20 protein-coding genes and 1 pseudogene are annotated in these 19,224 nt (G+C 59.7%); 4 read left to right on the forward strand and 17 right to left on the reverse strand.

Translation table 11 applies throughout. The annotated features are described in order from the left end of the window. Positions 1-324: 324 nt before the first annotated feature. The 15 genes and pseudogenes from JH25_RS25695 to JH25_RS25630 form a co-directional block, all read right to left on the reverse strand. Positions 325-951, reverse strand: a complete 627-nt coding sequence (locus tag JH25_RS25695) for a hypothetical protein (RefSeq protein ID WP_032875543.1) — start codon at positions 949-951, stop codon at positions 325-327. After that, positions 951-1,649 (reverse strand): hypothetical protein, encoded by a 699-nt coding sequence (locus JH25_RS25690; RefSeq protein WP_032880962.1) that lies wholly within the window; start codon positions 1,647-1,649, stop codon positions 951-953. Before JH25_RS25690 ends, JH25_RS25695 begins: the two co-directional genes overlap by 1 nt. A 55-nt stretch (positions 1,650-1,704) precedes the next feature. Beyond that, entirely contained in the window at positions 1,705-2,466 is a 762-nt protein-coding gene (gene pstB / locus JH25_RS25685) for a phosphate ABC transporter ATP-binding protein PstB (protein ID WP_019817112.1), read from the reverse strand. 76 nt (positions 2,467-2,542) lie between these two features. Beyond that, positions 2,543-3,436 carry a phosphate ABC transporter permease PstA gene (pstA, locus tag JH25_RS25680; RefSeq protein WP_005788134.1) on the reverse strand — a complete coding sequence of 298 codons (894 nt, stop codon included), beginning with the start codon at positions 3,434-3,436 and terminating at the stop codon, positions 2,543-2,545. Continuing rightward, positions 3,433-4,401, reverse strand: coding sequence for a phosphate ABC transporter permease subunit PstC (pstC, locus tag JH25_RS25675; protein ID WP_005788132.1), 969 nt, complete (start codon positions 4,399-4,401; stop codon positions 3,433-3,435). The genes pstA and pstC overlap by 4 nt, the downstream gene beginning before the upstream one ends. A 75-nt stretch (positions 4,402-4,476) precedes the next feature. Then, a complete protein-coding gene (gene pstS / locus JH25_RS25670; RefSeq protein WP_005788130.1) occupies positions 4,477-5,508 on the reverse strand; it encodes a phosphate ABC transporter substrate-binding protein PstS in 1,032 nt (343 codons plus the stop codon). Between the two features lie 222 nt (positions 5,509-5,730). Then, a complete protein-coding gene (locus tag JH25_RS25665) occupies positions 5,731-6,027 on the reverse strand; it encodes a hypothetical protein (protein WP_032875547.1) in 297 nt (98 codons plus the stop codon). Positions 6,028-6,054: 27 nt separating this feature from the next. Beyond that, a pseudogene (locus JH25_RS27740) lies at positions 6,055-6,345 on the reverse strand (transporter); the annotation flags it as partial. Positions 6,346-6,451: 106 nt separating this feature from the next. Continuing rightward, positions 6,452-7,870 carry an OprD family outer membrane porin gene (locus JH25_RS25655; RefSeq protein WP_032875553.1) on the reverse strand — a complete coding sequence of 473 codons (1,419 nt, stop codon included), beginning with the start codon at positions 7,868-7,870 and terminating at the stop codon, positions 6,452-6,454. A 119-nt stretch (positions 7,871-7,989) separates the two neighbouring features. Next, positions 7,990-8,616, reverse strand: coding sequence for an isochorismate family cysteine hydrolase YcaC (gene ycaC / locus JH25_RS25650; protein WP_003191542.1), 627 nt, complete (start codon positions 8,614-8,616; stop codon positions 7,990-7,992). A gap of 64 nt (positions 8,617-8,680) precedes the next feature. Further along, positions 8,681-9,370, reverse strand: coding sequence for an isochorismatase family protein (locus JH25_RS25645; protein ID WP_032875555.1), 690 nt, complete (start codon positions 9,368-9,370; stop codon positions 8,681-8,683). A gap of 248 nt (positions 9,371-9,618) precedes the next feature. Beyond that, complete coding sequence (locus JH25_RS27745; RefSeq protein WP_081883268.1) at positions 9,619-9,777, reverse strand: DUF2474 domain-containing protein; 159 nt, start codon at positions 9,775-9,777, stop codon at positions 9,619-9,621. Beyond that, positions 9,764-10,780, reverse strand: a complete 1,017-nt coding sequence (gene cydB, locus JH25_RS25640) for a cytochrome d ubiquinol oxidase subunit II (RefSeq protein WP_032875558.1) — start codon at positions 10,778-10,780, stop codon at positions 9,764-9,766. The genes JH25_RS27745 and cydB overlap by 14 nt, the downstream gene beginning before the upstream one ends. A gap of 15 nt (positions 10,781-10,795) precedes the next feature. Further along, positions 10,796-12,217, reverse strand: coding sequence for a cytochrome ubiquinol oxidase subunit I (locus tag JH25_RS25635; protein WP_032875561.1), 1,422 nt, complete (start codon positions 12,215-12,217; stop codon positions 10,796-10,798). 132 nt (positions 12,218-12,349) lie between these two features. Then, positions 12,350-14,674 carry an FdhF/YdeP family oxidoreductase gene (locus JH25_RS25630; RefSeq protein WP_032875563.1) on the reverse strand — a complete coding sequence of 775 codons (2,325 nt, stop codon included), beginning with the start codon at positions 14,672-14,674 and terminating at the stop codon, positions 12,350-12,352. Between the two features lie 411 nt (positions 14,675-15,085). Between JH25_RS25630 and moaA the strand changes: the two genes are divergently transcribed. Genes moaA through moaE form a run of 4 tightly spaced genes read left to right on the forward strand, consistent with a single transcriptional unit; the run spans position 15,086 to position 17,332 of the window. Beyond that, positions 15,086-16,084: a GTP 3',8-cyclase MoaA gene (moaA, locus tag JH25_RS25625; RefSeq protein ID WP_032875566.1), complete on the forward strand. Its 999-nt coding sequence runs from the start codon at positions 15,086-15,088 to the stop codon at positions 16,082-16,084. A gap of 46 nt (positions 16,085-16,130) precedes the next feature. Beyond that, entirely contained in the window at positions 16,131-16,625 is a 495-nt protein-coding gene (gene moaC / locus JH25_RS25620) for a cyclic pyranopterin monophosphate synthase MoaC (protein WP_032875569.1), read from the forward strand. Beyond that, on the forward strand, positions 16,622-16,873 hold the full coding sequence (gene moaD / locus JH25_RS25615; protein ID WP_032875572.1) for a molybdopterin converting factor subunit 1: 252 nt from the start codon (positions 16,622-16,624) through the stop codon (positions 16,871-16,873). The genes moaC and moaD overlap by 4 nt, the downstream gene beginning before the upstream one ends. 3 nt (positions 16,874-16,876) lie before the next feature. Continuing rightward, a complete protein-coding gene (gene moaE / locus JH25_RS25610; RefSeq protein ID WP_032875575.1) occupies positions 16,877-17,332 on the forward strand; it encodes a molybdopterin synthase catalytic subunit MoaE in 456 nt (151 codons plus the stop codon). A 52-nt stretch (positions 17,333-17,384) separates the two neighbouring features. Here moaE and JH25_RS25605 read toward each other — a convergent pair whose 3' ends face one another. After that, complete coding sequence (locus tag JH25_RS25605) at positions 17,385-18,590, reverse strand: molybdopterin molybdotransferase MoeA (RefSeq protein WP_032875577.1); 1,206 nt, start codon at positions 18,588-18,590, stop codon at positions 17,385-17,387. Next, positions 18,587-19,126 carry a molybdenum cofactor biosynthesis protein B gene (moaB, locus tag JH25_RS25600; protein ID WP_005788101.1) on the reverse strand — a complete coding sequence of 180 codons (540 nt, stop codon included), beginning with the start codon at positions 19,124-19,126 and terminating at the stop codon, positions 18,587-18,589. The genes JH25_RS25605 and moaB overlap by 4 nt, the downstream gene beginning before the upstream one ends. Between the last annotated feature and the right edge of the window lie 98 nt (positions 19,127-19,224).

Genomic DNA, 19,224 nt, shown 5'->3' on the forward strand with positions numbered 1-19,224 from the left:
AAACAATATGCATTGAAGTTGTTGTTGTGCATTCTGTTCAGGCTGCTTCTTTTCTTAATATCGACTTTGACCATTAAGGAAGCTTGTCAACATTAGCGTAGAAACATTGCCGTACATCGACCGACTATCGGATTGTAAGGAGCTGTTATTAAGCGCCCATACAAAAAAAGCGCCGGGAGCGCTATTCAACAAACAATAAGTGGGCGTTTGTTTTTTACGTGACTAATGGGTCAGGACTAATTAAACCCGCCGCGCGCGCTATGGATGACTTACTCAACCCAATAACGATCCAATATCAAATAGCGATGCAGATAACACTCGCCCTCAGGAAGAAAAAACTTCAGCACCTTGTCGCGCCGGCTTTTGATATCGGGGCACTTGCTGCCTGGCCAATTGCGCCTGCACGCCCGCGACAGCTTCAAGTACTCTCTGCGCCCACTGCCCATCCTGCGGGTCAACCACGACCACACGAAAGCCATGTTCATGACCTTCTATGCGCACGCCCTCGGAATCATCCACGTGTAAATCGATATCGAAGGCCGACGGAAGCTTTGACGGCGTGTTCAACAGCCCGCGCGCGTTGAGGGCTTGGTTATGCACGACGCTGTTCACCACGCCATCGACGCGTATGCCGTACAGCATCAGCCAACGCCTGATATACGAAGGCGCCCGGCCTGACGAGGTGTAAACCCAGATGCTGCACCCCTGGCGCCGTAGCTCCCGGGTCAGGGAGCGGGTGCCGACACGCAGCGGCTCGCCCCACCAGCGATGGACGCAGGCCGGCAACCAGCTGCTTTCCACGGGCGAGTGATCAAGTTGGCAGGCCAGGGTGTCGTCGATATCAAACGAGATCCGTACGCGTGGCCGTGTGAGCAGACGCGTGGACAGGGCTTGAACGAGTAGGTTGGCGGACGTTCGGCATTTGCCCGCAAAGGTTTGATACCTGCTCATCATTGGCCTCCCTGATAGATTGGTTGCGGTGCGTCGCTCAAGAAAAACACACCCGGATCAGGCGCTTGTTCCTCCAGGAACGCGGCGTACTTTTTCTTGATCTTGGGCAATTCATACAGGGCCTTCACCCCATGTTTGGCCGAGTTGCGGATCACCGAGGAGGGGTTGAAGTAGCCTTCGGCGTTTTCGAGTGTCAGCACGAACGGCGGCAACCCTGCACGCATCAGCAGGTAGCTGACGATCAGCGAGCCACTGCGGTTATTACCTTCGATGAACAATTGCGGTTTGCTGAGGATGCGTACATACACACCTGCTGCACGCTTCCACACCGATTCACTGCGGTAGGCGCAGTACCAATTGAACAAGTCCTTGATGCCACCCTCAACGTTGTTGAAGAAGTGCTCCTCGGTTGCGGCCAGGTGTTGCGCGTATTCCAGGCGGCGTGCCGGATCTCGACCACAGAGCACCGTGGCGTTGATCTCCAGCATCAGGTCAAGGTGGTGCAGATCAAACAGGTCCACGCCCTGGGCGACGTAGTCGTCAACCAGCGCATAACCTGCAAGCACATTCTCCAACACCTCGTCCGTCAGCGGGTCCCGCGGCTCGGTAAACTGCGTGCTGAGCTGGGCAAAGCGGCTCTGCACCTTACGCAGGGCGCGTTCAATCGCTGGCAAATCTAGACGATGCGTTACAGGCATTGGCATTCCCGAGAAGACGTTGGCGCAGGTGCGGCTGTTATCGAACATGGATGGTTCAGCTGAACTTGCCGCTGATGTAATCCTCGGTCATCTGCTCACGCGGGCTGCCGAAAATCTGCGCAGTCGGGCCCATTTCCACCAGGTAGCCAGTGCGCGTGCCTTGGGAAATATCCACCGAGAAAAACGCCGTGGTGTCTGCTACCCGGATGGCCTGTTGCATGTTGTGGGTCACCAGTGCGATGGTGTAGTCCTTCTTCAATTCCACCATCAGCTCCTCCACCCGGCGGGTCGCGATAGGGTCGAGGGCCGAACACGGCTCATCGAGCAACAGCACTTCCGGCTCGGTGGCGATGGCGCGGGCGATACACAACCGCTGCTGCTGACCACCAGAAAGCGACAAGCCACTGACCTTGAGCTTGTCCTTGACCTCATCCCACAGCGCCGCGCCTTGCAGGGCGTGCTTGACGCGGTCGCCGAGGTCGCCTTTGTAGCGGTTCAGGCGCAGGCCGAACGCGACGTTGTCGAAGATGCTCATGGAAAACGGGTTGGGCTGCTGGAACACCATGCCGATATAGCGGCGTACCACCACCGGGTCGACGCCCTTGCCATACACGTCCTGGCCGAGGAAATGCACGTGGCCCTCGAAGCGAAAGCCCTTCACCAAATCGTTCATGCGGTTGAGGCTGCGCAGCACAGTACTTTTGCCGCAGCCCGACGGGCCGATAAACCCGGTGATCTTGTTTTTTTCAATCGGCACATGGCTGTCACGCACCGCCATGAAGTTGCCGTAGAAAATCCTGTCCAGCTTGCAGTCCATGACCACAGGCGACTGGGTGACAAACGGAGCGGCTATTTGCGCAGTTGAGACGTTCAAAATTCAGATGCTCCCGTTCTTAATACTTGGGCTTGCCGAAGATACGGCTGACAATATTGACAACCAGCACAATCATCACCAACACCAACGAGGCCGCCCAGGCGAGCTCAAGCTGGTTGTCGAACGGCATGCCGGAGAAGTTGTAGATCAGCACCGCCAGCGAGGCCGTGGGGTTCATGACCGCGAGGTCGCCGTCGTGGTAGATCCAGTAGTTGCTGAACAGCGCGGTAAACAGCAGCGGCGCGGTTTCGCCGGCAGCCCGGGCCACGGCGAGCATCACGCCGGTGAGGATCGCCGGCAGGCCGGTCGGCAAGATGATTTTCCAAATCACCTGCGAGCGCGTACAGCCCATGCCGTAGGCGGCGTCCTTCATGATCTTGGGCACCATGCGCATCGACTCTTCGGCGGTGAGTACCACGATCGGCAGCATCAGTACCGCCAGGGCTACACCGCCCGCTGGCGCCGAGTAAGTACCGGTGGTCATGACCACCAGGGCGTAGGCGAACACCCCGGCCAGGATCGACGGCAGGCCCGTGAGCATCTTGGCGGCAAAGCGCGCAGTGTTCGCCAATTTGCTGTCCGGCCCCAGTTCGGCCAGGAAGATCGCCGCCATGATGCCGACCGGCACCGCGATGGCGGCAGCAATGCCGACCATCACAAAGGTGCCTGCCATGGCGTTGCCGAAACCGCCGCCGGTTTCGAAGCCGGTGGGCGGCAGTTCGGTGAACACTTCCAGGCTCAGACGTGCGCCGCCACGGGTGATCAGCATGTAGAGCACGGAAATCAGCGGCACACTGGCCAGCAGCGCTCCCAGCCAGACCAATGTGGTCAACACCAGGCTGCGCAGGGCGCGGCCTTCGAACTTGCGCTGCAGGCTGGGCACCGCGGTGATTGGGGACGTGAGGTCAGTCATTGTTTAGTACCGCGCTGGGCGTAGAGCATGATCATGGAACCGATGACGTTCACCAGCAGCGTGATAAACATCAGCACGAGCGCGGCGTACATCAACACCTCGATCTCATTCGGCCCGGCTTCGGGAAAGTTCAGCGCCAACAAGGCCGCCAAGGTATTGGCCGGCGCAAACAGCGACAGTGAGATGTTGTTGGCGTTGCCCACCAACATCGCCAGCGCCATGGTTTCACCCAGCGCGCGGCCGAGGCCGAGCACCAGCGAACCGAAAATACCGGTGGCGGCAGAAGGCACCATCACCTTGAGAATCGCCTCCCAATGGGTAGTCCCCATACCGTAGGCAGCCTGCTTGGTTTTCATCGGCACGCTGGTCAGGGCGTCCTGGGACACGGCGGCAATCGTCGGCAGAATCATGATCGCCAATACCAGCGCCGCAGGCAGCAACCCTGGCCCGCTCAAGGAGGTGCCGAAAAACGGGATCCAGCCCAGTTCACTGTTCAACCAGGTGGTCAGTGGCCGGATCGCCGGGATCACCACGTAGATGCCCCACAGGCCATACACCACGCTGGGGATGGCCGCGAGCAATTCAACGATGGTGCGAAACACCGCCGCCAGCTTCGCCGGCAGGAAATCCTGAGTCAGGAAAATCGCCATGCTGACGCCGAAAACCCCTGCAATCAGCAGCGCAATCAGGGCGCTATAGAGCGTGCCCCAAATCGCTGGCAGGATCCCGTACTTGCCTTGGTTGACATCCCAGACACTGCCAAAAAGCACGTCGAAACCGTGCTTCTCCATGCCGGGAAGAGCCTTGCGTCCCACCTCGAATACCAAGGCTGCGACCAACGCCAGAATCAGTACCACCCCGATTCGCGCAAGCCCACGGAAGGTGCGATCGACCAGGAAGTCTTTTGCAGAGGGGGGTTGGCAGGCAGAATCCGGGTTAACCGGAACGACGAAAGGTTTGATCATGGGCGAATTCCGGAACAAGGGGGGAAACGCTCCCGGCCTGGCTGACAGCCCAGGCCAAGAGCGACCTCACGGGTGTTACTGGATGTTGGCGGAAGCTTTACGCACCTGATCGACCACCGATTGCGGCAGTGGGATGTAGCCCATCGAGTCGGCGATTTTCTGCCCCTCGGTCAAGCTGTACTCGACCATTTCGCGCATGGCCTTGGCCTTGGCCGGATTACCGTTGTCCTTGCGGAAGATCATCCAGGTGTAGGACGTGATCGGGTAGGACTTGGCACCGTCCGGATCCGGCAGCCAGGCCACCAGGCTTTCCGGCATTTTCACTGCTGCCAGGGCCTCGGCACCGCTCTCGGCGTTCGGTACCACGTACTGGCCGGCCTTGTTCTGCAACTGGGCGAAGTCGACCTTGGCCAGCTTGGCGAAGCCGTACTCGATGTAGCCAATCGCGCCTGGCGTCTGGCGTACGGTGGCCGTCACGCCATCGTTCTTGGGCGACTTGATGAATTTGTCGCTGGCAGGCCAGTTGACCGTGTTGCCCTCGCCCAGCGCCGTTTTGAATTCAGGATTGATGGTCGCCAAATGCTTGGTGAACACCGCCGTGGTGCCGCTGGAGTCTGCACGCACTACCACGGTGATCGGTGTGTCGGTCAGTTTCAGGTCCGGGTTGGCGGCGACTATCTGTGGGTCGTTCCACTTGGTGATCTTGCCCAGGAAGATATTGGAATAAACGTCGCGTGGCAGCTTGAGGCCCTTGGGGTTACCCGGCAGGTTATACGCCAGCACGATTTCACCCGCGGTCATCGGCAGCAATTGCACGCCTTCGGCCACCTTGGCGATGTCTTCATCCTTCATGGCCGAATCACTGGCGGCGAAATCGACGGTTTTATTCAGGAAGTCCTGCACACCGGCGCCGCTGCCCTTGGATTGATAATCCACCGTGACGCCAGCGGTCTTCTTGCTGAAGTCCTTGAACCAGGTGAGGTAGATCGGTGCAGGGAAGCTGGCGCCGGAGCCGGTGAGACGCACGTTTTCGGCGGCGAAGGTCATGGAGGAGGCACACAGAGAAACCGTAACGGCCAGTGCTGCAGACTTCATCAAGCTTTTCATTAAAAGAACTCGTTGTGGTGACGGGCTCCCGAACTGTGCAGCAGGGTTGTTACATTTTTATGAAAATTGAATGGCGAACCGGGGTTTTGTCCCTGTTTGCCGCTACAACGATGTATTTTCGGGCGATTGGTTAGTAACAAATTGCGTCTAAAATGCTGCGATCCCCTATAGCGGGGGCGCTTGCTCCTGCTGAGCTACGCAGCAGCCCCGCCCCCGCAGGGCTCATGGCTGGCGACAAATCAAGGCGGCCCCCCTGATCTCGGCGCCATCGGCCGTTTCCTTGCCATCTGCCACAGCCATGCTGTCTGCCCCAAGAACCGCCGCCTGGTTGAGCGCCCGTCGCAAGGTGTCATCCGGCCCAGCCCCCTGCACGGTGAACATTTCAATCAGTCGACACTGGTTCGAAGACGAGGCAGTGACCAGGTTGACGTTAAAACCGCGCTCGGTCAGTTGGGTGGAACACGCAGGCAATACGCTTACCGCCGCAAAGGCCAGCGTTACTAGAAAAAGATTGTGCATAGCATGACTGCCTCTAAGTATTAAGCGCTAAAACGCCTGGAGGTAACGTAGCGTCAGTTGCGTCCCTTGGGCGCGATTTTCAGCGCCACTTTCAAAATACAGGTTCGCAAAGAATGTTCGCTTGCCTTGCTGATACATCACGCCGGGTCCTATGCCTACCACTTGCTTCCTGGAGTGCTGTTGCCGATGGCCATCGATACGGTCATCGCTGATCTGCTTGAGTTGATACCCCGTCACGCCGACCCGCCAGCGTTCGGCAACGGCGTAGGACACCGCGAGGTTACTGTGGATCGCTTGGCCCGGCTGGATACTGCTGGCGTTCTCACACTGTCCGCCTCGCTGGTGGCGCAGGCCAATGCAGAGCTGATGCCCAGTACCTGAATCCATTGTGTTTGACGCATACAGCACCTTCATTGACTGCCGATTAAAAAACGTTGAATGGGTAATCCACGATCACCCGGTACTCATCGGCATTCGAGTTGCCACGGGTATTGCCCGGCGCGGTATAGCCTTGGCCGGATCGATGCGCGGCCCAGCGCAATGTAACGTTCAAGCCCTTGGCCTTGCCGCCCGGCACCGCATAACGCAGGGCGACGTCGCGTTCCCAGTGGTGCGCATCCTTGCCCGCAGCGTTATAGATGTAGCCGTAGCCGGTGCTGTTGGGGTCGACTCGCGTCAGGTCCGCTTCACCCTGGGTGTAGGAGGTGCTGAGCTGGAAGTCCGGTGCGTTGATGAAGGCCAGGCTGGTCTGATATTGGATCTTCCAGGACCTTTCACCCGGGGCATTGAAGTCGGCGTATTGCTGGGAATTGTTCAGATACATAAACGTGCGGTCGTCCTGCACGACGTAGTCGAACGGCGTGTCGCCGTCGACCTTCTGCACACCGAGGGTCAGGCTCTGGCCTGCGCCGGACAGGGTCAGGCCGCCGGTGTAAGTATTGTTGTCGATGCGCCCCAAGTGGCTTTGGCCCTGGTCACGGGTCTTGAAGTAATGCACATACGGCGTCAGCGTGACCCCATGGCTCAACGTGAAGGGGTAGCTGACCCCAGCGTAATACTGGCTCCAGATATCGCTGAGCTGGCCGCCATACAGCGTCAGCTTAACCCCGCCCGGCGCACTGTAAACGCCGCCCAGCCAGCTCATGTGCGAACTCTCGCGCTCGGCCGCCACACCGGCCTTGTTGCCAGTGCCGTAACTGGTGGTCAGGTGGCTCTGGCCGCTCTGGTTGCGCAGGCGTGTGGAATCGACCCAGCCGGTGTCGAGGGTCAGGTTTTGCAAGCTGTAGTTCTTCAGCGTGACGCCACGAAAGGTCTGTGGGAACACCCGGCTCACACCGCTGGCCACCAGTGGGTTATCCAGATACTGGTCACCTGCCTGCACCAAGCTGCCCAAGCCGCGCAGCTTGAGTGCCGCGCCCGCTGCCGAGAAGTCAGAGTCCGGAGCCTTTTTCGAATCCAGCGGCAGCAAACCCGCGCCGCCACTGCCTCCACCGCCATCGAGCTTGAGACCATAGAACCCATGCACATCGACCCCCACACCAATCGGCGTGTCGGTGTAACCCGAGCGAAACGACAGGTACACACCTTGCACCCATTCACGCTGATCCAGGCGCGACGGCGTGTTGTGGTTATCGCGGCCCAGGTAGTAATTGCGCAGCAGCCCATTGAGGGACGAGCCGCTGACAAATCCCGGCGTCACCGCCAGTTCGGCTTTCTGTCGTTCATTGATACCGGTGCTGAGGTTATCCCGTTGGCCCAAGGAGTTATCGGCCTGCACGCCCGCCGCCGAGAGTGACACCGTGAGCGATATGGAGACACGCACGATCCGCTTGAAAATAGGCATCAGCGTTGCTCCTGTGGTTGTTCAATCACCGTCACGGTCGCCGTAGTGCCCGCGCGCAAGCGGCCCTATCCCAGGAGCAAGTGCAAGCTGCCAATACATCGGCAGCCTGCATTCCAGGCTTACTTGCCTTCAGTCAACGCGTTGTAGCTGGTGAACAGGTTGCGGTAGTCAGGGATGTGGTTGGAGAACAACGTCCCCAAGCCTTCGATATCGTTGCGCCAGTCGCGGTGCAGCTCACAGGCCAGGCCAAACCAGGTCATCAGTTGCGCGCCGTTGGCCGACATGCGGGCCCAGGCCGATTGCTGGGTCAGCTCATTGAAGGTGCCGGAGGCATCGGTCACCACGAACACTTCAAAGCCTTCCGCCAGCGCCGACAGCGCCGGGAATGCCACGCACACTTCGGTCACCACGCCGGCAATGATCAGTTGCTTCTTGCCGGTGGCCTTGATGGCCTTGACGAAGTCTTCGTTGTCCCAGGCATTGATCTGGCCAGGACGGGCGATATACGGGGCGTCCGGGAACAGCGCCTTGAGCTCGGGTACCAGCGGGCCGTTCGGGCCGGTTTCGAAACTGGTGGTCAGGATGGTCGGCAGCTTGAAGTACTTGGCCAGGTCAGCCAGGGCCAGCACGTTGTTCTTGAATTTGTCCGGGTCGATGTCGCGGACCAATGACAGCAAGCCAGCCTGATGGTCGACCAACAGCACAGCGGCGTTGTCTTTGTCCAAGCGAACGTAAGGTGTAGACATGGTGGTACTCCTGATAAATGAAGGTGATGCCCCGAGTGGGCGCCCGGTAAAGAACCCAGCGTGTTTACTTGCGCTGTGAGTCTAGTTCTTCGTGATTGTTTGCCACTTCCTGAGCCTTGATGTAGCTCTCGATCAGCAGTTGGTAGTGCGGCATGGCCTGGGTGTAGACATTCGCCCACTCCTGAGCATCCGGGCGGTTCCAGGAACCTTGCAGCTCCGACAGCGTGCCCATGATGTCGATCGGCACTGCGCCGGCTTGGGCCAGGCGCGCGATGGTCAGGTCAGTGGCCAGCTTGGAGTGGTTGCCCGAAGCGTCGACCACCGCAAACACCTTGTAGCCTTCATGCACCGCCGCGATGGACGGAAACGCCAGGCATACGCTGGTCAGGGTGCCGGCGATCACCAGGGTTTTCTTGCCGGTGGCTTTGACGGCGGCGTGGAACTCAGGGTTGTCCCAGGCGTTGATTTCGCCACGGCGGGCGACGTATTGGGCATGCGGCGCGGCCTCGTGGATTTCCGGGATCAGCGGGCCATTGGGGCCTTGTGGAACCGAAGCGGTAGTGATGACCGGGATTTTCAACAGGGTCGCGGCCTTGGCCAACGCGATAGCGTTAGCGCGCAGTTGAGGAACATCAATGTCCTTGACGATCTGGAACAGACCACTCTGGTGGTCGATCAGCAACATGGCCGTGTCGGCGGGATCAATCGTCGGCTTTTGACCATTGAAGTTTGCAGCGTTACCTGATGCAGTCATTTGCATTTCCTCTTTGCTTGGATAAACCTCCCTGGAATGGTGTGCCGGAACAGTGCCCGGCAGTGTCTGCACTTCCTGTATAGACACGCTCCGACCGGTATCCACGACTTGCGCCTGTAGGACACCTGCGAAAAAACAATGGAGCCACCTTAATCATCAGGTTCAGGGTTAGGTAGTGGCTGAACCGGGCCGCTGCATCTCAAAAATGGAACGATGTGCCGCCCCTTCCACATTGGATCAGGCTCGCCTCAATGGCTGATCATGCCAGCCATGTGCATCATCCAGCGCAAGCCACTCGCAAGGATGCCGAGGGCGAGCACGCTGGCGAACCAGATAGCGATCAGCCAGAACACCCGCTGGTACCAACGGCCAGCAGGCCGCGGCTTTTCACCCTTAGTGGTAGCCATCGCCAATCCTCACTTTGCCGCGGAATACGTAGTAGCTCCAGCAGGTGTACATCAGGATGATCGGCAGGATGAACAGCGTGCCGATCAGGATGAACAACTGGCTCGAAGGCGGCGATGCAGCGTCCCACAAGCTGATGGATGGCGGCACAATGTTCGGCCAGATGCTGAAGGCCAGCCCGATATACCCCAGGAACACCAGCATCAGGGTGAATACGAACGGCCAGTGCGAGTGGTGTTGGCGCAACGTTTTCAACAGCCCCACCAGTGCCAGTACGCCCAGCAGCATCAGGCCGCCAAACACCACAATGTGCGCCTGGGCAAACCAGCGCAGGGCGATTTCCGGGTGCAGCCACGGCGTCCACACGCACAGCACCGCCACCACCGCCATCAGCGCGAAGGCCAAGTAGCGGCTGAACAGGCGCATGCGCGATTCGAGCATGCCTTCGGTCTTGACCAGCAACCAGGTGCTGCCCAGCAACGCGTAGGCCACCACCAACCCAACCCCGCAGAACAGCGGGAACGGCGAGAGCCAGTCGAGGCTGCCCCCGGCAAACTGGCGATTGACCACCGCAATGCCGGCGATGTAGGTGCCGATCACCACGCCCTGGCAAAAGGTCGCCAGGAACGAGCCGCCGATAAACGCCATGTCCCAGATATGCCGCTTCTGCGGGCTGGCCTTGAAGCGGAATTCAAACGCCACGCCACGAAAGATCAGCCCGGCCAGCATGAAAATCAGCGGTAGGTACAACGCCTCCAGGATCACCGAGTACGCCAGCGGAAACGCCCCATACAACGCCGCGCCGCCGAGTACCAACCACGTCTCGTTACCGTCCCATACCGGCGCCACGGTGTTCATCATCACGTCGCGCTCCTGCTCGTCCGGGATCAGCGGAAACAGGATGCCCAGGCCCAAATCGAAGCCATCCATGATCACGTACATCATCACCCCGAAGGCAATGATCACGCCCCAGATCAACGACAGGTCTATACCTACAATGCCCATGTGCAATCCCTTTGATCAGTTGGTGTGGTCGCCGGACGCGAGCGTCTCGGTGACAGCGGACAGAGGACGGCGCGGTGTGCGTTCCTGGCCGGGGCCGCCCTGTGGCGGATGGTCGTGATGGGGCTGCGGGCCCTTGCGCACCAGCTTCATCATGTAGCCGATACCCACGGCAAATACCGAGAAGTAGATCAGCACAAACAACGCCAGGGAGATGCTCAGTTGCGTGACGCTGTGATTGGACGCCGCGTCTGCGGTACGCATCAGCCCGTAAACCACCCACGGCTGGCGCCCTACTTCAGTGGTGATCCAGCCGGCCAGCATGGCGATCAGCCCGGTCGGCCCCATGAACAGCACCAGGCGCAGGAATAACCGATTGCGATACAGCGCGCCGTTACGGCGCAACGCCAAGCCCAGTATCCCAGTGAGGATCATCAACATCCCCAGCCCGGCCATGATCCGGAAACTGAAGAAAATGATGCTCGAGTTCGGCCGGTCTTGCTTGGGGAAGCTCTTGAGCGCCGGGATCTGTTTGTCCAGGCTGTGGGTGAGGATCAGGCTGCCCAGGTACGGGACTTCTATCGCGTAGCGGGTCTTTTCGGCCTCCATGTCAGGGATACCGAACAGCACCAGCGGCGTCGCGCCGTTACCGACGTTTTCCCAATGCCCTTCAATCGCAGCAATTTTCGCCGGCTGGTGCTCCAGAGTGTTCAAACCATGGGCATCACCGACGACCGCCTGGATCGGAGCCACGATCAACGCCATCCACAACGCCATCGAGAGCATTTTACGCACTGCCGGGGTGTCGTTTTTACGCAGCAAGTGCCAGGCCGCCGATGAGCCGACGAAGAACGCCGTGGCAACAAAGGCAGCGATTGCCATATGCGCCAGGCGGAACGGGAACGACGGGTTGAAGACGATGGCGAACCAGTCCAGCGGCACCACCCGGCCATCCACGATGGAGAAGCCCTGGGGCGTTTGCATCCAGCTGTTGGACGCCAGGATCCAGAACGTCGAGATCAACGTCCCGATGGCGACCATCACCGTAGAAAAGAAGTGCAAACCGCGCCCTACCCGGTTCCAGCCAAACAGCATGACCCCGAGGAAACCCGCTTCCAGGAAGAACGCCGTCAGCACCTCATAGGTGAGCAACGGCCCGGTGATGCTGCCGGCAAAGTCCGAGAAGCGACTCCAATTGGTGCCAAACTCGTAGGCCATGACCAGGCCCGAGACCACGCCCATGCCGAAGTTGACGGCGAAGATCTTCGACCAGAAGTGATACAGGTCCTTGTAGACCGCGTTGTTGGTTCTCAGCCACAAGCCTTCGAGCACCGCCAGGAAACTGGCCAGGCCGATGGTGATAGCGGGGAAAATAATGTGAAACGAGACCGTGAAGGCGAATTGAATTCGCGCAAGGTCCAGCGCCTCGAAATTTAACATGGCAATACCCTTATTGAAACACGATGCTCACGCGCACCCGGCCCGGCGTGCCTCAGGCCTCGTGGCCTGGGGCAAACGGATGTGCAGTGATCAGGGAAACCCAGGGCGCCATACTGGCCGCCCCGGTACGACTCAAGCGCCGTGGGACTGGATCAGATTGCTGACCGGCGCGGGTTCAAGCCGGATGGCGATGAACTTCGACGTCGGGGTAAAGGTGCGGTCGCCATAGCTTTCCAGCGGCACCAACGGGTTGGTTTCGGGGTAATAGGCGGCGGCCTGCCCGGCGGGAATGTCATAGGCGATCAAGGTGAAGCCGCTGACCCGACGCTCACGGCCATCGCCCCACAGCGAGACCATGTCGACTTTCTGCCCCGGCTCGTAGCCCAGTTTGCGGATGTCCTGTTCATTGACGAACACCACATCGCGCATGCCATAGACGCCGCGATAGCGGTCATCGAGCCCGTACAGGGTGGTGTTGTACTGGTCGTGGGAACGCATGGTCTGCAGGATCAGCTCCGGCTTGACGTCCAGGTTGCGCACGCCTTCGCTGACCAGGTGCGCCGGCAACACGCTGGAGACAAACTGGGCTTTGCCGCTGTTGGTTTTCCAGATGCGTCGCGCTGCGTCGTTGCCCAGATGAAAGCCGCCCGGGTGCAGCAGTTTGGTGTTGAAGTCCTTGAAGCCGGGAATGGTGTCGGCAATCAAGTCGCGGATGCGGCCGTAGTCGGCCACCGTCCACAGCCAGTCAATCGGGTGATTGCCCAGGGTCGCATTGGCGATCCCGGCAATGATTGCCGGTTCCGAACGCATCAGCGGCGATTTGGGTTTCAGCTGGCCGTGGGAGATGTGCACCATGCTGAAGGTGTCTTCAACGGTCACGCCTTGCGGGCCTTGTTCCTGGATGTCGATATCGGTGCGGCCCAGGCACGGCAGGATCAAGGCTTCGCGCCCCGTCACCAGATGGCTACGGTTGAGCTTGGTGGCGATATGCACGGTGAGGTCGCACTTGCGCAGTGCCGCGTGGGTGCGCGGGGTGTCCGGCGTGGCTTGGGCAAAATTGCCGCCCAGGCCGATGAAGACCTTGGCGCGCCCTTCTTCCATGGCCGCAATCGCCATGACCGTGTTGTGACCATGGCGGCGCGGGACCTTGAAGTCAAAGCGTGCTTCCAATGCGTTGATCAATTCCGGCGGCGCCAGTTCGTTGATGCCCATGGTGCGGTCGCCCTGCACGTTGCTGTGGCCACGCACGGGCGATAGCCCCGCCCCTGGCCGGCCGATATTGCCGCGCAACAGTTGCACGTTGATGATTTCCTGCACGGTCAGCACCGAGTGTGTGTGCTGGGTCACGCCCATCGCCCAGCACATGATCACCCGCTTGGCGCGTCGGTACATGCGTGCGGCCAGCTCGATATCCTCAAGGCTCAGGCCCGATTGCGCGACGATATGCTCCCATGAGGTGGCGTCCACTTGCGCCAGATAGTGCTCCAGGCCCGAGGTGTGCTGGGCAATGAAAGCGCGGTCGAAGACTGCCTCGCCATCGTTCTCCAGGGCTTCACGTTCCCATTTGAGCAGGAACTTGGCGATACCACGAAAGGCCGCCATGTCGCCGCCCAAGGCCGGGCGAAAGTACGCCGACGAGGTAGGTTCGGAACCGTTGGTGAGCATCTCCAGGGGATGCTGCGGGTGTTGGAAACGCTCCAGCCCACGCTCCTTGAGCGGGTTGAAACAGATCACCTGGGCTCCGCGCTTTACCGCCTCGCGCAGCGGTTCGAGCATACGTGGGTGGTTGGTGCCGGGGTTCTGGCCGATGACGAAAATCGCGTCGGCTTCTTCCAGGTCATCGAAGGTCACCGTGCCTTTGCCCACGCCAACACTGTCGTCCATGCCCAGGCCGCTGGCTTCGTGGCACATGTTCGAACAGTCGGGAAAGTTGTTGGTGCCGTAGGCGCGAACGAACAGCTGATACAAATAAGCCGCCTCGTTACTGGCGCGGCCCGAGGTATAGAACTCGGCCTGGTCCGGCGACTCCAGTTCGTTTAGGTGCTTGGCGATCAGGGCAAAGGCATCATCCCAAGTGATTTCGACATAACGGTCCAGGGAGTCGTCATAGCGCATCGGGTGTGTCAGGCGGCCCTGGTATTCGAGCCAATAGTCACTTTGCGCTGCCAGCGACGACACCGTGTATTTGTTGAAGAACGCCGGATTGACCAGGCGCCCGGTGGCTTCCCAGTTGACCGCCTTGGCGCCGTTCTCGCAGAACTTGACCATGCCGCTTTCCGGCGACTCGCCCCAGGCGCAACCGGGGCAGTCGAAACCGCCGTTCTGGTTGGTCTTGAGCATCGCACGAATGTTCTTGAGCGCGTTTTCACTGCCCAGCCAGTTTTTCGTCACCGCGATCAGCGCGCCCCAACCGGCGGCGGCCCCCTTGTACGGTTTATAACGTTCAACTTCGCTCATGATGTTTCTCCAGGACTTCACGCATAGGCAGCGCCTAACTTAAAGCCTTTATTGATGGTTATTTTCAGGCATTGCAGAACGCAAACAGTGTTTGCACCGATCTTTCCACGGTCTAGAAATCGGTTTACATATTCAGGCTAGGCCCTGCAAAAACATCTGTCTAATCACAAATAACGACCACGCCATCGACACCATCTATCAAGATTAAAATCTTTATTTTTCATAGTGATACGAACCTGGAAAGCCCCAATAAAATCGTTATAGATTTCATCGATCACTCAGTTGTTAATAGTGATTAGACGCCCTTGAAAAACAACTTTAGGCTTGAATCAAATAAGGCTCCCATCTCTGTCGAGCGCTCAAAAACAACGCCATGGCTACGCTCTTATTGAGTCGCAGCCGGAGGTTTCCATGACCGATAAAATCCTGATGGATAGTTTTTCTCGCCGGGTCGACTATCTCAGAATGTCGGTGACCGACCGCTGCGATTTCCGTTGTGTGTATTGCATGGCCGAGGACATGCAGTTCCTGCCGCGCCAACGCATCCTCACACTGGAAGAGCTGTATCAACTGGCTGAAAGCTTCGTCACCCTGGGCACTCGCAAAATCCGCCTGACCGGCGGCGAGCCGCTGATTCGCCCAGGTGTGGTTGACCTGTGCCAGCGCATCGCCGCCCTCCCCGGCCTGCGCGAGCTGTGCATGACCACCAACGGCTCGCAGTTGGGCAAGCTCGCCGCCCCCTTGTTCGAGGCTGGCGTGAAGCGCCTGAACATCAGCCTCGACAGCCTTGATCCCCAGCGCTTTCGCGAACTGACGCGCACCGGCGATCTGGCCAAAGTCATCGCCGGTATCGACGCTGCGAATGCTGCGGGTTTTCAACACACCAAACTCAATTGCGTGGTGATGAAAGGCCGCAACGATCACGAGATCAACGACCTGGTAGCGTTCGCCATCGAACGCGGCGTGGATATCAGCTTTATCGAGGAAATGCCCCTGGGCGTGATCAGCGAACACAGCCGTGCCGAGGCTTTCTATTCCAGCGCGCAAGTGCGCGAGCGCATCGCCGAACGCTACACCCTGATCGACTCGGCCGAATCGACCCAGGGCCCTTCACGCTACTGGCGCCTGGCCGAAGCACCGCATATTCGCCTGGGCTTTATTTCCCCCCACAGCCACAACTTCTGCGGCACCTGCAACCGCGTGCGGCTGACCGTTGAAGGCCGCTTGCTGCTGTGCCTGGGCAACGAGCATTCGGTCGACCTCAAGGAGGTGCTGCGCCGTTACCCGGGTGAACCGCAACGGCTCGAGCAGGCCATTCTCGAGTCGATGAAGATCAAGCCGTACCGACACAACTTCGAGCTCAACGATGACGTGCAGGTGGTGCGTTTCATGAACATGACCGGCGGCTAGCTGGCCGGCTTCTCTTTCTTTGTACTCAGTTGACCCGAGGTACCCCATGCACAAACACTCGCCTACCCTGACCCATCTGGACGCCGCAGGCCGAGCCAGCATGGTCGACGTGACCGACAAAGCCGCCACCACCCGCGAAGCCCAGGCCCAGGCTTGGGTGCACATGTTGCCGGCCACCTTGCAACTGATCCAGGCCAACGGCCATCCCAAGGGCGATGTGTTTGCCGTGGCACGTATCGCCGGGATCATGGCCGCGAAGAAAACCCATGAGCTTATTCCGCTGTGCCACCCGCTGATGCTCAGTTCGATCCACCTCGAACTGCGCGCCGTCGAGCCTGACAGTGTGCAGATCCTCAGCACCTGCCGGCTCAACGGCCAGACCGGCGTCGAACTCGAAGCCCTGACCGCCGCCAGCGTGGCAGCCTTGACGATCTATGACATGTGCAAGGCCGTGGATCGGGGCATGGTCATCGACCGAATCCAGCTGCTGAAAAAACACGGCGGCAAATCAGGCACCTTCATTGCAGGAGACGACCAATGATTCTGATCAACTACTTTGCGCGCTACCGTGAACAACTGGGCGTTGGCGGTGAAAAGCTCGTATTGGATGAGTCCCTGCGCACCATTGCAGACGTCAGGCAATTGCTATGCGCCCGCGGTGAGACCTGGCAGCAGGTGCTGGGTGAAACCAGCCTGATGTGCGCGCTGAACCAGGAACTCTGCACACCGGACGCGCTGATCGAAGACTTCGACGAAATTGCGTTCTTCCCCCAAGTGACCGGAGGTTGACCCATGCCGGTTCAGGTGCAGACCGAGTTGTTCGACCTGGGTGAACTGACCCGCAGCGTACACGCCGAAGACCCCGGCGTTGGCGCCGTGGCCACGTTCGTCGGTTATGTACGCGATATCAACCAAGGCGATCAGGTCAGCGCATTGTTCCTTGAGCATTACCCCGGCATGACCGAGCGCGCACTGCAGTTGATCGTTGATCAAGCCCATGAACGCTGGCCGCTACAGCGGGTAAGCATCGTTCATCGTGTGGGCCCTCTGAAGGTGGGTGAGCCCATCGTCTTCGTCGGCGTCGCCAGCCGACATCGCCTGGCTGCCTTTGAGGCCTGCGCGTTCCTGATGGACTACCTCAAGACTCGGGCGCCATTCTGGAAGCGGGAGCAAACGCCAGCTGGAGAGCGTTGGGTAGAAGGACGGGAAAGTGACCGGCTGGCGCAGGAGCGCTGGGTACTCAGTTAAGCGTACATCGCTCCTGCAAAAGCCTTAACTGACTGGCATTAGCGTGCCCGAATCAGAACAACTCAGAGAACGGTATAAACCGCGCCGTATCACCGGCCTGCAACGTGCTGCCCTCGCAAATTTCAACCAACCCATCCGCCCACGACGCACCCAGCATCACCCCGGAACTCTGGTTCGGATACAGCACCGCCCTGCCCGCCTCGATCCTGGCTCGCAGGTACTCGCGGCGACTGCCGGCCTTGGGCCAGTCAAACCCCACATACACCTCAAAGCTCATAGGAGTGACATCATCGACGCCCTGGATACGCAGTAGATAAGCCCGGGCCAGCAAGCCGAAGGTCACCAGTGCAGAAGCCGGGTTGCCGGGCAGGCCAATCACCGGCACACGGCCAAATGAACCGACGGTCAGGGGTTTGCCCGGTTTGATCGCAAGTTTCCAGAACAATGGCTTGCCGCATTCACGCAGTACCTGGCCGAGGCAATCGGCATCGCCGGCCGACACGCCGCCGGTGGTCAGGATCAGGTCGGCCGCCTGTTGCAGCTGCTCCAGCTTGAGCCGAGTCAGTTGCGACTGGTCGGGTAGAATGCCGCCGTCGATGACCTCACAACCCAGTACCCCCAGCCAATGGCTGAGCAAAGTGCGATTGCTGTTGTAGATGCAGCCAGGCTTGAGCGGTGTGCCCGGCTCGGCCAGTTCATCGCCGGTGGACAGCAGCGCCACCCGTGGCCGGCGTATCACCGAAACATGGGTACAGCCCTGGGCCGCCGCAATGGCCAGCTCGAAAGGGCCGAGTCGCTTGCCGGCATGCAGTAATACCTCACCGGCGCGGTTTTCCTGGCCTTGGGTGCGGATATTCTGGCCCTCGCGCAGCGGCTGGGTAAAGCGCACACGCGCATCGTCCAGCACCTCGGCGTTCTCCTGCATTTCGATGCAGTTGGCCCCGTCCGGCACCGGTGCGCCGGTGAAGATGCGCGCGCAGGTGCCGGGCAATAGTGCCTGGGGCGCTTGACCGGCGAAGATCTGTTGCGATATCGGCAGTGGCTGGCCGTGCCAGTCTGTGAGGTTCAGGGCATAGCCGTCCATGGCACTGTTGGGCCAGGGCGGCAGGTCCAGGCTCGCCACTAGGTCATTGGCCAGCACCCGTTGCCGGGCATCGCTGAGCAGCACCGGCTCGCTGTCGTGCAGGCGGTGCTCCTCGGCCAGGGTCAACAACGCAGCAATGGCCTCCTCCACCGACATCAGCGCGGCGCGGCTCATCCTCGCGTGCCGCAGAGAGCCACCGGCTTGAGGTGCGGCACGAAGTTACATGGGCGGTGGCGCGCATCGAGCTGCTCGGCCAGAATACCTTCCCAGGCAGTACGACAAGCACCCGTCGAGCCCGGCAGGCAGCACACCAGCGTGCCGTTGGCCAGCCCGGCCAAGGCGCGGCTCTGCACCGTGGACGTACCAATATCAAGAATCGAGATCGCACGGAACAGCTCACCAAAACCATCAATGTGCTTATCCAGCAAACAGCCCACCGCCTCGGGGGTGCTGTCGCGGCCGGTAAACCCCGTGCCGCCGGTAATCAACACTACCTGCACGCGCTCATCGGCGATCCAGGCCGCCACCTGGGCGCGAATTTTGTACAGGTCATCCTTGAGCAGGTTGCGCTCCAACAGGCTGTGCCCAGCTTCCAACAGGCGACTGACCAGCAATTGCCCGGAGGTGTCATTGGCATATTCGCGGGTATCGCTGACCGTCAACACGGCAATATTCAGGGGTACAAACAATGCATCCGACGTGACGCTCATGTGATTCTCCGGCAGGCAATTATCAAAACAATGGCCTGAGGCTAAAGCGCTGAAACGATGGCTGTCTAATCGTTACGACTGACCGGGTTATCGAGCGT

The organism is Pseudomonas sp. BRG-100 (genome assembly GCF_000737955.1).
GTDB lineage: Bacteria > Pseudomonadota > Gammaproteobacteria > Pseudomonadales > Pseudomonadaceae > Aquipseudomonas > Aquipseudomonas synxantha_A.